We start from the raw sequence: 13197 nt of genomic DNA, 5'->3' as shown, positions 1-13197 counted from the left end.
GGTACTGAAAAAGTAGTGGATTATTTGTTCATTATTAGTTAGCGTAAGACTAATAATGAACAAACCATGGAATGGGGTTATGAAATATAACGTACTACTTTTATTTATTTTTGGCTGTTTATTTGCCTATTTATCTATACCAGTCATAGGTTATGGCTCGGCTATTGCGATTCCAACCGAAGTACTTTCAACCCTTTATGACTTGTCACCTAACTTTGCTTTATCAATGGTTGATATCGTTACTTTAGGTCTTCCTTTATTAGCGTTACTCTTAGTATTTTTACTCATTAGTAAGTCCCTGTACCTTAAAGATAAAGCGTATTCATACTTTATATTGCTGACACCATTTTTAGCGCTCCATTTATATTTTGCTGTTAACACCTTTTCTGCAAATATTGATAACAACACTTTACTGACTAGTTTGCCTAAGTATGTATTACTAGTGCTATTTGTTGCGCTTTTTTCTACGCATAAAAAACCAAGTTTTAGTTGATGTAAGTCATACGCGAAACTTCAACATATAAGCTAATCTGTAATTAATCAGTGAACGAAGTTGGTAACACAATGAAAAAATTACTGCTATTAACAAGTGGGGGTGATTGCCCTGGGCTCAATGGGGTGATCAGAGCGGTGGTTAAAGCAGCCGAACATGATGGCAATTGGCAGGTGTATGGTAGCCGAAGAGCATATTGTGGTGTGCTTGAAAAGCCAAATGATATTATACACTTAACCAGTGAAGTAGTGGCGGGTATTCATGTTCGTGGTGGAACAATTCTCGAAACTGTTAATAAAGGGAATCCTACCGCATTTCCTGCTGAAATAGCGGGTGAACAAGTGTTTATAGACCGCTCTGATGAGTTAATCAGTATTATTAAGCAACTTGGTTTTGATGCCGTTATAAATATTGGTGGTGATGGTTCACATAGGGTATCTCAGCACTTATTTGAACATGGCTTAAATATCGTAGGCGTGCCAAAAACTATTGATAATGACTTATATGGCACTGATTACACAATTGGTTTTCAGACTGCTGTCGATACCGCCACCGAAGCCATTGATCGTTTAATACCAACAGCGCAAAGTCATAACCGAGTGATTGTGACTGAAGTAATGGGGCGCGATGCCGGTTGGATTTGTTTGCACTCTGCTATTGCAGCTGGCGCAGAAGTCGCACTTATTCCAGAGATTCCTTACGATATTGAAGCTATTAAAGCCAAACTAACATCACGATTTGATAAAGGCCATGGATTTGCCAACATTGTCATTTCAGAAGGAGCAAAACCTGTTGCTGGTGGTGTTGTTAGTAAACAATCAAATGAACTTGGTTACGAAAACCCAGTGCTTGGTGGCATTGCTGAGCAGCTTGCTTCACAAATACGTGTGGCGCTTGATCTTGATGTAAGAGTAACCGTATTAGGGCATATTCAACGTGGAGGCACACCTAATGCGTTTGATAGGGTGCTTGCAGCAGAGTTTGGGGTGCAAGCATTCGAGCTAGTAAAGCAAGGTCAGTTTGGTTTTATTCCTGTCAGTAAAGACGGTGAAATTAAACCAATCAGTTTAAAAGAAGCTACTTCTGAATATCGCGTCATCCCTCTAGAACATTCTTTAATAACAAGTGCCCGCGCAATGGGCATGTGTTTAGGCGAATAATCTGCGAATTGATATAACTTCAATTCGCATAACTAATAGTTTTAAAACAACTTTCTCAGTTACGTTCGTAATAATTCAATTAGCAATTTATTTATTGCACAACATTCATGCGTTAAAGCAAGCATTTTATTTAATGTAAAGTTCTTTAAAGATGGTTGATCTGTGCCTTTTTTAGTTTAGAATGATCGTTCACTCTAAACTAAGGAACTACACATGCAGCGCTCTCGCATTCCATTTTTTGCAGTGTCAGCTTTGGCTGGTGCTGTTTTATTATCAGGCTGCGGCCAATCAGAATCGGCTCAAGGGCAAACGCAGGCAGCTCAAGCTGTTCCTGTAGGCGTTATTGAGATGCAAAGCAAACCACTTACACTAACTAAAGAATTACCGGGTCGTGTGGCTGCTTCACGTATTGCGCAAATTCGTCCGCAGGTTAACGGTATTATTCAGTCTCGTATGTTTGTTGAAGGTGCTGAGGTTGAAAAAGGCCAAGCTTTATATCAGATTGACCCATCTACATTTGAAGCTGAAGTAGCAACTAGTAAAGCCGCTATTACTAAAGCTCAAGCAAGTATTGCAAATGCCAAAGCAAAAGCAGAACGCTATAAAGAGCTATTGAGCATCAAAGCAGTAAGCCAACAAGATTACGACGAAGCTGATGCAGCATACAAAGGTGCAAAAGCTGACTTACTGACAGCTCAAGCGCAGCTTAAAACCGCTGAAATAAATTTAAACTACAGCAAAGTGTTAGCGCCAATTAGTGGCCAAATTGGTAAATCAGATGTCACTGCAGGTGCTCTTGTGAGTGCTAATCAAGCAACTGCATTAGCAACCATTACTCAATTAGACCCAATCTATGTTGATTTAACCCAGTCAAGCAGTGAACTAACACGTTTGAAAAAAGCCATTGCTGCAGGTGATCTTGATAAAGATGCCGCTTTGCATTCAAAAGTTGAATTAAAGATGGAAGACGGCAGTACTTATCAACATAAAGGTACATTGCAATTCTCTGAAGTGACTGTTGATCCAAGCACAGGCTCAGTAACCTTACGTGCTGAATTTCCTAACCCTGAAAAATTACTGCTGCCAGGTATGTATGTTCGTGCAGTGATTGTTGAAGGTGTGAAAAGTGATGCGATTTTAGCACCGCAACGTGGCGTAAGCAGAAACACAAAAGGTGAGCCTACTGCCATGGTTGTAAGCAAAGACAATACCGTAGAAGCACGTGTGCTTAAAACTGATCGTACTGTTGGCTCAAATTGGTTAGTGACAGACGGCCTAAACAATGGCGATAAGTTAATTGTTGAAGGTTTACAGAAAATCCGCCCAGGTGCACCAGTCAATGCAATGCCTGCAGAATCAGCAGCTAACAGCCAGTAACGGAGAAACTTAATGTCACGATTTTTTATTGATCGGCCCATATTTGCATGGGTGCTTGCTATCGTTGTGATGCTGGCAGGTATCTTAGCAATTAGAAGTTTGCCGGTTGCGCAGTATCCATCAATTGCACCACCTGCAATTAGTATTCAAGCCACATACCCTGGTGCGTCGGCCCGTACTCTAGAAGATACGGTTACACAGGTTATTGAACAAAAAATGAAAGGGCTAGATGGCTTGCTCTACATGTCGTCAACCTCAGAGTCTAACGGCTCAGCGACGTTAACCTTAACCTTTAGTGCAGATACAGACCCGGATATCGCACAGGTTCAAGTACAAAACAAATTGTCGCTTGCAACACCGTTATTACCAGAAGAAGTACAACGTCAAGGTGTCTCGGTTGCAAAATCGGCTCGTAACTTCTTAATGGTTGTAGGCTTTGTATCTGAAGACGGCAGTATGAACAACATCGATATCGGTGATTATGTTTCATCAAACGTGCTTGATATTATTTCTCGTGTAAATGGTGTCGGTGAAGTGCAGCTGTTTGGCTCTCAATATGCAATGCGTATTTGGTTAGACCCAGCTAAATTACTTAAATACTCATTAACTCCTGCTGATATTAGTGCTGCAATCAGTGCTCAAAATGCACAAGTTTCAGCAGGTCAATTAGGTGCGTTGCCAGCAGTAAGTGGCCAACAATTAAATGCAACGGTAACTGCACAAAGCCGCTTACAAACACCTGAGCAATTTAGAAATATTTTTGTAAAAACCAATGCTGATGGTTCAGTTGTTCGTTTAAGTGATGTTGCTGATGTTGAATTAGGTGGTGAAAACTACGGTGTTGTTGCGCGTTTTAACGGCAAACCGGCATCAGGTTTAGGTGTTAAGCTTGCCAGTGGTGCTAATGCACTTGATACAGCTGATGGCGTAAAAGCGGCCCTTGCTGAACTTGAGCCTTTCTTCCCTGAAGGTTTAACAACGGTTGTTCCTTACGATACGACGCCATTCGTCTCACTTTCGATTGAAAAAGTTGTCAGCACTCTAATCGAAGCTGTTGTGCTGGTGTTCTTGGTCATGTACTTATTCTTACAGAACTTCAGAGCAACACTTATTCCGACTATTGCAGTACCTGTTGTATTGCTAGGTACGTTTGCTATCTTGCAAGTGTTTGGCTTCTCAATTAATACCTTAACCATGTTTGCGATGGTACTTGCCATTGGTCTACTTGTAGATGATGCAATCGTCGTGGTTGAAAACGTTGAACGTGTAATGACCGAAGAGAACTTATCTCCTCTTGAGGCAACACGTAAATCAATGGATGAAATCAAAGGTGCCCTTGTTGGTATTGCGATGGTGCTGTCGGCAGTATTCGTGCCTATGGCGTTCTTCCCTGGCTCAACAGGGGTTATTTATCGTCAGTTCTCAATTACCTTGGTAACTGCGATGAGTTTATCAGTACTTGTTGCATTGATTTTAACACCTGCTTTGTGTGCGACAATGCTTAAACCAAGTCATGTACATAACGATAAATCTTTATTTGGTCGTTTCTTCCTTGGCTTTAACCGTGGTTTTGACAGAACGAACTCGGGTACACAAGGTTTTGTGTCTCGCATGATCAAGCACAGTAAACGCTATTTACTTATTTACGGTTTAATCGTGGGTGGCATGGTGTTTATTTTCTCACAATTACCATCGGCATTCTTACCAGATGAAGACCAAGGTATTTTGTTTAACCAAGTAAGCTTACCTGCCGGTGCAACAACAGAGCAAACTTTAAAAGTTGTTGAAAAGATGGAACATCACTTCTTAGAAGAGCAATCAGAAGCGGTTAAGTCTATCTTTACGGTAACAGGTTTCAGCTTTGCAGGTTCTGGTCAAAACGCGGCAATCGGCTTTGTGGGTTTAAAACACTGGGATGAACGTCAGCGTCCTGATCTAACCGTCGGTGCGGTTGCGGGTAAAGCCATGGGATACTTCTCAACGATTAAAGAAGCGTTCGTATTTGCTTTCCCACCTCCTGCGGTTGTTGAGCTTGGTACTGCAAACGGTTTCACCTTGTTCTTACAAGATAGGGTTGGTCTAGGTCACGAAAAACTACTTGAAGCACGTAACATGTTTTTAGGTATGGCTGCACAAAACCCGGTGTTATCAGGTGTGCGCCCGAATGGTCAAGAAGATAAACCTGAGCTAGAGCTTGACATTGATTTAGCGAAAGCCGAAGCATTAGGTCTTACTCAAGCAGATATCAATAATACGTTATCAACGGCTTGGGGTAGTAGCTATGTAAATGACTTTATTGACCGTGGTCGTGTGAAAAAAGTGTACTTACAAGGTACGCCTGAATCACGCATGGTGCCAGAAGACTTAGATGAGTGGTATGTACGTAACGCCAATGGTGACATGGTGCCATTTACAGCCTTTGCTCACTCTTATTGGACATATGGCTCACCTCGTCTTGAGCGTTATAACGGCTTTTCAGCGATGGAAATCCAAGGTGCTGCTGCTCCGGGCTACAGTACTGGTCAAGCGATGGCTGAAGTTGAGAAAATGGTTAAGAAGTTACCACCGGGTGTATCGTTCGAATGGACAGGTATTTCATATGAAGAACGTTTAAGTGGTGGTCAAGCGCCATTACTTTATGCACTTTCATTGTTGGTTGTATTCCTATGTTTAGCGGCGTTATATGAGAGCTGGTCAGTTCCTGCAGCAGTTATGCTCATTGTACCGCTTGGTGTATTTGGTGCGTCGATTGCGTCATTTGTATTTAATTTATCAAACGATATTTATCTCCAAGTGGGTCTCTTAACCACCATAGGTCTGGCATCAAAAAATGCCATCTTAATTGTAGAGTTTGCTATTCATAAAATGGATGAAGGTATGAAACTTGTCGATGCCGCGGTAGCAGCTATTCGTCTACGTTTACGCCCAATCTTTATGACATCAATGGCATTTGTGTGTGGTGTACTACCATTGGCAATTGCATCAAGTGCAGGCTCAGGTGCACAAAACGCACTAGGTATTGCTGTTATTGGTGGTACTCTTGCGTCATCGACCATTGTGGTAATTTTTGTGCCGCTGTTCTTTGTACTGGTGCGCCGAGTATTCCCAGGCAAAACAAAATCAACTAATGAGGAGCAGGCATAATGAAAGCTAAACTTATCTCAGTGTCTGTTGCTGCACTTATGTTATCTGCCTGTAATATGGCGCCAGATATGGAGCAACGTGAATTACCCGTTGCTCAAAACTATGATATCCAAGGTACAGCGGGCGATATAAATGCGCTCAATTGGCAGTCATTTTTCAGTAATGCGCAACTTCAACAGTTGATTGCGCTCACACTTGAAAACAACAAAGACATAAAAACTGCTGCACTGAATGTGCAGCAGGTTAGAGCAATGTATCAGATTGAAGATTCAGCGCTTTACCCAAGCATTGATCTCAATGCATCGGGTACACGTCAGCGTCTTCCGGCAGATTTATCTGGTACTGGTCAAGCAACTATCTCTGAAAACTATACAGCAACTGTAGGCCTAACCGCTTATGAGATTGATCTTTGGGGCAAAGTACGTAACCAATCAGAACAAGCATTACAAAACCTATATTCGGCTGAATACAGTTTGACTAGTGTGCGAATTAGTTTGATCTCCGAATTAGTAAATGCATGGCTTAACTATGCAACGGACAAAGAGCTTTTGGCACTTGCAAACGAGACTTTGAAGTCTCAGCAGGAGTCTTTAGAGCTAACTCGTAAGACATTTGCTCTAGGTGCTGCTTCTCAGTTAACGCTATCGCAACTTGAAAGCACAGTAGCAACCGCTAAAGTCGATATTGCAAACTATCAGCGTTTACTAAAGCGTGATAAAAATGCCCTCGATTTTCTAGTAGGTAAAACCGTCACTGCAGATTTATTACCAAGTGAAAGTATAGATGATGTACTTAGTTTGCCTGATGTGCCAGTAGGGTTACCGTCTGAGCTATTGACTCAGCGACCTGATATCAAAGCTGCAGAGCATGATTTATTGGCTGCCAATGCAAACATTGGTGTGGCAAAAGCGGCATTTTATCCAAGCATCAGTTTAACAGCGAATGCGGGGACAGCTTCAGCTGACTTGAGTAATCTTTTTGATTCGGGCTCAGGTACTTGGAGCTTTGTGCCTTCGGTAAACTTGCCTATTTTTAACATGGGTCGTAATCAAGCTAATCTCGATGTTGCAAAAGCTCAACAAGAAATGGCTATAACCAGTTACGAGCAAACCATTCAACAGGCATTTAAAGAAGTATCTGATGCCCTTGCTGACCGTGAAGGTTATATGCAACAGCTAGATGCCCTGAATGACTTGTATCAAAGTAATGAGCTATCTTTTACTTTATCGGATGCGCGTTTTCAAAAGGGTGCCGACAGCTACTTGCAAGTATTGGATGCACAACGAAATTGGTACAGTGCAGGACAACAGTTAATTTTGGGTAAGCAAGCGTATCTGGCGAGCCAAATTAATTTGTATAAAGCACTGGGTGGCGGCTGGAATGCACAAAAATCTGTGCAATAAATCAGCAAAAGCATAATTTATTTAAGGTTTTGCAGGTTCTTAGTTGTTTTGACTCTCCTCCAAGATTAAGATCCTGTAAACCTTGTTTAAATTAAAGTTAACCCTAGTCAGTAAAGCTTGGAGAAACCATGACGCAAAAAACGAAAAGACACAATGACCCTGCGCTTGCTGAGGCAAGACGTAATCAAGTGCTTTGTGCCGCAGCGGATTGTTTTCGACGTAAGGGTTATCATGGCGCGGGAATGGCCGAAATTTCTAAAACCGCGGGTATGAGTGCTGGCCACATCTACAATTATTTCGCCAGTAAAGAAGCGATTATAGAATCGATTGTTGAGCGTGATATGGAAGAAATGTTCTCAATCTTTAAAGAGTTTGCTGATAAACCCGGCGATCGTGTCACTGTATTACTAGATGGTCTAGGCAGAGGCGTTGAGCGCCATACCGATTTGAATCAAGGTGCGCTTGATTTAGAAATGCTCGCCGAAGCTGCTCGTAACGAAAAAGTGGCTAACTTATTACGAGAGTCAGATAGCCACGCTCGTGATTCTATGCGTGAATTATTAGTGGGTGAAAGAGGGCCATTACAAGGCACAGCACTTGAAGAAGTGAATGCCCGTATTGAAGTAATGTTTTCAGTAATGGGTGGCCTGTTACTGCGTAAAATGCTCAACCCAGATTTAGATATTCATGAGTTACTTAAAGCGCTACGTCCAACAATGAAAACCTTATTGTTACCATTTGAATAAAGCACTTATTAAAAGCGCTCTATAGACCATTGGATTGCCATAATTGCAATTACCACTGAGCCTGCTGGCATAATAGCTGTTTTGTACCAAGTGTTATTTCTAAGTAGCATTAGCAGTGGTAAACAGATTGCTAAAATAACCAGTTGACCAATCTCAACCCCTAAATTAAAGGCTAAAATACTCATTAGCTGGTATTCATTTGATAAACCAAGCTCACCTAAAACACTCGCAAACCCCATACCGTGTAATAGACCAAAACAGAATGTGATCCAGCCTAAGCGCACAATCATTGGCCAAATATTATTTATTGCAGCAAATAATACTGAAAGCGCGATACCTAATTCTACCCATCGGGTGTTTGGCGATATGATATTCATAGCAGTCGCTGTGAGGGTAATTGAGTGAGCAAGTGTAAAAGCGGTGATTATCCACGCTGTATCAATTAAAATTTGTTTTTTAGACTCGACACGTTGCCGCTCGCCTTGCTTACGAACTAACACACCGCCCAGCAATAGGGCAATTAAGAACGAGATGTGATCTGTGCCCATCCAAATATGTAATATGCCTTGATGTACATATTCAATAAACGTTGTGGTGAAGCTTTGCTCTTTAAAGTTGATAACTTGTTTTGGCGTATTTTGTTCAAATACGCGGCTTGATTTAGCAATGGCGGCAATTGCTTGATGATGCTCATCTATATCAAATAGGGCTGTGTAATTAACTGTTATAGAACTATCAGATGGACAATCAACTTGTAGTGGCACATGGATATACGACTGATTAAAGTGGTTATCTATACTAAGTGCACCATCAACCGTGACCTTGCAGCTTTGATTTTGTTGTAACACATTAAAATGGCTATTTAGATAGTCTAATACTGCTTGCTGTTGTGATGTAATTTCATGCCATGTAATTACATTATCCTGATTTTTATCGAAGTTGAGCGCTTTATCGAGATCATTCACCGAGGCTTGCCAAGAGCCTACTAGCAATAGCTTATTGCTCGTTTGTTGTTCTAAATTAAGATAAGCGGTGCTTTGCTGGTGGGCGTGACAGATAGAGCTAAAAATTAATAGAAATAGCGTAAACAACAACGACTTTTTCATTTTTATTCCTAAGATAATACAAGGAGACGAGTCTAATACTCGAATTACCGCCTATTTTTTAAAGCGGATATAAAAAGAGGCTGTCAATATAGCAAGTACAAAGGTTTATCGACTAGGTCATCTATCTTAGAAATGCAGGCTTTGCTCGTATTTATATATTGTTTCTAGTCTGTGTATGATTAGTTCGCATCGAGTAAGGCTGTATAAATAATTTCACTTGGGCTACCTGATTGTGAGCCGCCAATTGGCTCACGGCTTATCGCAAGTAAAGTGATATCTTGTGGTTTAAATATTGCGTTTCGGGCTATTTCTTTGCTATCTGTTTTTGGTAATAAAGCAATAGGGATGGCGCTCGGGTAGTCTTTTAAACGGATCCACAACTGGTAATCATAATCAGTTTGTAAACTCATGCCGCTAGCAGCTTTAAGTAAAATACTGTGATCGCTTATTTCTAAATTCCAAACTGGATTATTTGCTGAGTCATAAAACGTTACCGAGTGATTGATTTTATCACTAAACGACTCTTGCGGTTGCCAAGTAATTAATATCAACACAATACAGACCGCGGTTGCAATAGCAGCCCAAGCCTTAAAAATTCCATAGTTAGGGTCTTTTGCTTTCTTCTGTGTTGGTAATAAAAGTGGGTCAATCCGTTTTGTTATTTTATCCCATACTTGCTGATCCGGTGGGTTAGATTCAACCGCGTTTTCTAGGTTTTTTATATGTCTTTGCCATAATGAGGTTGCGTATCGGGCTTGAGGAGAGGTGCGCATTAAGCGGCTAAATCTATCACGGGCATGGCCATGTAAAGTGCCTAAAACATATTCTGCTGCAAGTAAATTAAGTAGCGTTTGGTCATCGTATTTCATAACGAATTAGGCTCGGGTTGATTTAAATTTTTGACGAAAGCTCTACTAAAAACCTGTGATTATTAGGCATGGCTTTTAACTTAGACTAGCAGGGAAAGAGTACTTGGCAAATCTATGCAATTGGTTCTATGTAAATTATTGTAAGTTATTCATAAAATTGTGAAAAAATGTCCTAAACTAAAATGGTAAGCTTTTTTATAAATGCTAAGTTACTGATTTTAAATAGCCAGTAGGGGTAATTTAACGGCTTTTACTGGAGTGAAACTTGCAACCTAGTATGCAATTAGAATAACAAGGAGTGATTATGTGGGCAGCATTTAGTTACTTAGCTTTAGCGATTGTATTTATAATTGCGGCTATTCGGGTAGAAACTGTTTACTTTGCGCTGTTTTTTTATTGGACGGCTTTGTCGTTACTTTTGGTTAGTGGCGCATATTTTTTTAATATTGCACGTATTTTTAGAAAACGTGAAAATGGCGTTATTCCTATCTATATTCGTTGGGCTTTTATTCCATTTTTATTGGGTGCACAACTTTACAATGCTTGGTCGAGAAAACACGACAAAGTGCCACCATTACAACAAATTAATGAGCATTTATTTTTAGCCTGTCGTTTATTTCCTTCAGATATAGACACCATGAAAGAAATGGGTATTACAGCTATTTTAGATGTAACTTGCGAGTTTGATGGCCTTGAATGGTCTTCTACGCAAGAGAATATTCGTTATTTAAATATCCCTGTTCTTGATCATAGCGTGCCAACACGCGCGCAACTACACCAAGCGATTAATTGGATTGACCATCAAGTAAAAGCAGATAGACGTGTTGTAGTTCATTGCGCTTTAGGGCGTGGCCGTTCAGTATTTGTGATGGCAGCTTACTTACTTAGCCAAAACAAAGATGCCGATGTGCACCAAGTACTCGCACAAATTAAAGAGACACGAGAAACTGCAAATTTAAACAAGCGCCAGCTGCGTCATCTTGTGCGTCGCCATCGTAGAGGTGACTTACTAATCAAAAATAAAGCTGTGCTCATTGCTAATCCTGTTTCTGGAACAAAACTGTGGGAAGCTAAACGTAAGCAAATTACATCTCGTTTGTCTGAGTATTACGATTTAACTGTTTACACCACGTCAGAACAGGTAAATGGTACTGAGTTAGCCAAAGAAGCACTTGAATTGAACCCTGATGTAGTCATCGCCTGTGGTGGCGATGGCACAGTAACAGAGGTGGCAAGTGTACTTGTTAATACAGACTGTAAACTGGGTATTATTCCTTTAGGTACTGCCAATGCCCTCGCTCATGTGTTGATGGGTATACAATCGAAGCTTATTCCGGTAGAGCAGGCGTGTGAGCTAATAATTGAAGGGCAGGCGAGTCGGATAGATACCGCTGTATGTAATGGCGAGCGTATGTTATTACTAGCAGGGATTGGTTTTGAACAAAAGATGATTGAAAAAGCCCATCGTGATGCTAAAAATGAGTCTGGGCAATTAGCGTATTTACAAGGATTTTGGCAAGCATTAGGTGAGCATGAAGCTCAAGACTACGTTGTTACTCTTGATAATAACGATGAGCAAACAATCAATACCACCAGTTTAATCATCGCCAACGCAGCGCCATTTACTACTTTACTTGCTCAATCTGCAGGGCAGCCAGATCACCAAGATGGTTTACTTGATGTTAACTGGCTAACACCTAGTGCCGATTCTAAAGCGAGTACTTTAAGTATTGCGGAGTTAGTGTTCTCAAGTATTACGCAAACTAGTTTTGCCATTAACAGTCACCACACAAATGCTAAACGAGTGACAGTAAGCGCAGAAAAAGGATTGAGCTATGTTATTGATGGTGAAGTGAAAACCGCAGATAAACTAGTGGTGGAGATATCACCGAAATCGCTTTCGGTGATGGTAGCAGCTGAAGATTAAGTGGTTACTTTTTGATGCTTTTCCATTGGAAAGTGCCATCATCAGCTAGGTCATTATTGATAAAGGTATCAATATATAACTGCTCTACTTTTTCTCGTGCCCAAGGGGTCTTTCGTAAAAATTTAAGACTCGACTTTACACTTGGGTCATTCTGAAAGCAGCGTACATCGACGTGCGCTGCCATACCTTCCCAACCAAGTTTTTCTTCAAGTTTAGTAACGATGTCGGCTAGTTTAACGCCATGTAACGGATTATTTGGTTGATTGTCCATGATAAATCTTAGGTTATTTGCAACCGCGCAATAGTACCCTATCTGTGCGTTTTAAGCTAATTGACGTGAATCGTTTTCGCTTGTTTAGGGTAAATAATCTCGCCATTAGCACTTAGTCTGAGCCAAGCCAAATCACTGTTTGAAAAATTAGGCTGTTTGGCAGTGCAAATTAACCTAATATCGCCAACGGCAATATAGGCACCTTCGGTATAGCGTTTATTTTCATACCAACACACTTTTTGATTGTTTAATGCCTCTTGACCATCAAGCACGATTAGTGGTTTTTCCTTTGCTAGCGCTTGGTTTAGAAACCCTAAAGTAAACAAAGTACTTAACAGTAAAATTTTCTTTAACAAAATACGCCTCCCGTTGGGCAGATCTGTATAACTACACTAAGCTTATGACAAGGAATAAATAATAAAAAGGTGAACACATGCAATTTGATAAAAATATGATCGACGAACTAACCCTGCTTGCAAAATTTCCTCGCAACTCCCAAATGCAGGGAATTAAAATTCATTCCGATGCCGAAAGCTCAATTAAAGATGCAGCAAAACGTCTTTATGATAAAGGTATTACAGATAGTCCAGATGGTGGCTACTTAACCGACTTAGGGCTCGATTTAATTAACCATGTGAGTGTGATTAACTCAGCGCTTAGATAAAAAATAAAAAAGGCCCGAAGCGTTCGGGCCTTTTTAA

Annotated in this window: 12 protein-coding genes; 8 read left to right on the top strand and 4 right to left on the bottom strand. The window is 40.7% G+C overall.

The window, feature by feature from the left end; translation table 11 throughout:
• The first annotated feature begins 79 nt into the window (after positions 1-79).
• From NFU46_RS12900 to NFU46_RS12875, 6 genes are all read left to right on the top strand, one after another.
• Complete coding sequence (locus tag NFU46_RS12900; protein ID WP_250660651.1) at positions 80-493, top strand: hypothetical protein; 414 nt, start codon at positions 80-82, stop codon at positions 491-493.
• Between the two features lie 71 nt (positions 494-564).
• Positions 565-1653 carry a 6-phosphofructokinase gene (locus NFU46_RS12895; RefSeq protein WP_175081452.1) on the top strand — a complete coding sequence of 363 codons (1089 nt, stop codon included), beginning with the start codon at positions 565-567 and terminating at the stop codon, positions 1651-1653.
• A 213-nt stretch (positions 1654-1866) separates the two neighbouring features.
• A complete protein-coding gene (locus NFU46_RS12890; protein ID WP_063529955.1) occupies positions 1867-3030 on the top strand; it encodes an efflux RND transporter periplasmic adaptor subunit in 1164 nt (387 codons plus the stop codon).
• Between the two features lie 12 nt (positions 3031-3042).
• Positions 3043-6174: an efflux RND transporter permease subunit gene (locus NFU46_RS12885; protein ID WP_054563051.1), complete on the top strand. Its 3132-nt coding sequence runs from the start codon at positions 3043-3045 to the stop codon at positions 6172-6174.
• Positions 6174-7577, top strand: coding sequence for an efflux transporter outer membrane subunit (locus NFU46_RS12880; RefSeq protein WP_251602347.1), 1404 nt, complete (start codon positions 6174-6176; stop codon positions 7575-7577). Before NFU46_RS12885 ends, NFU46_RS12880 begins: the two co-directional genes overlap by 1 nt.
• Positions 7578-7705: 128 nt before the next feature.
• Entirely contained in the window at positions 7706-8323 is a 618-nt protein-coding gene (locus NFU46_RS12875; RefSeq protein WP_058584303.1) for a TetR/AcrR family transcriptional regulator, read from the top strand.
• 8 nt (positions 8324-8331) lie between these two features.
• Here NFU46_RS12875 and NFU46_RS12870 read toward each other — a convergent pair whose 3' ends face one another.
• A complete protein-coding gene (locus NFU46_RS12870) occupies positions 8332-9429 on the bottom strand; it encodes a HupE/UreJ family protein (RefSeq protein WP_251602345.1) in 1098 nt (365 codons plus the stop codon).
• A 179-nt stretch (positions 9430-9608) separates the two neighbouring features.
• Positions 9609-10298: an anti-sigma factor domain-containing protein gene (locus tag NFU46_RS12865; RefSeq protein ID WP_251602343.1), complete on the bottom strand. Its 690-nt coding sequence runs from the start codon at positions 10296-10298 to the stop codon at positions 9609-9611.
• A 304-nt stretch (positions 10299-10602) separates the two neighbouring features.
• On the opposite strand from NFU46_RS12865, the gene NFU46_RS12860 reads away from it, so the two are divergent.
• Positions 10603-12225, top strand: coding sequence for a diacylglycerol kinase family protein (locus tag NFU46_RS12860; RefSeq protein WP_251602341.1), 1623 nt, complete (start codon positions 10603-10605; stop codon positions 12223-12225).
• Positions 12226-12229: 4 nt separating this feature from the next.
• Here the strand turns inward: NFU46_RS12860 and NFU46_RS12855 are convergent, their stop codons facing one another.
• Together NFU46_RS12855 and NFU46_RS12850 are read right to left on the bottom strand one after the other, a co-directional pair.
• The gene (locus tag NFU46_RS12855; RefSeq protein ID WP_054552185.1) at positions 12230-12496 is read right to left on the bottom strand and encodes a VF530 family DNA-binding protein; all 267 of its coding nucleotides are present in this window, start codon (positions 12494-12496) and stop codon (positions 12230-12232) included.
• 56 nt (positions 12497-12552) lie between these two features.
• Entirely contained in the window at positions 12553-12852 is a 300-nt protein-coding gene (locus NFU46_RS12850) for a DUF1496 domain-containing protein (RefSeq protein WP_175081446.1), read from the bottom strand.
• A gap of 77 nt (positions 12853-12929) precedes the next feature.
• Here NFU46_RS12850 and NFU46_RS12845 point away from each other — a divergent pair, with 77 nt between their 5' ends.
• A complete protein-coding gene (locus NFU46_RS12845; protein ID WP_054563059.1) occupies positions 12930-13160 on the top strand; it encodes a TIGR02647 family protein in 231 nt (76 codons plus the stop codon).
• The last annotated feature ends 37 nt before the right edge of the window (positions 13161-13197 follow it).

Origin of the sequence: Pseudoalteromonas sp. NCCP-2140 (assembly GCF_023708065.1) — a bacterium.
Taxonomy (GTDB): domain Bacteria; phylum Pseudomonadota; class Gammaproteobacteria; order Enterobacterales; family Alteromonadaceae; genus Pseudoalteromonas.
Note: the sequence above shows the minus strand (reverse complement) of the source record. Positions and strands in the feature narration are given on the sequence as shown.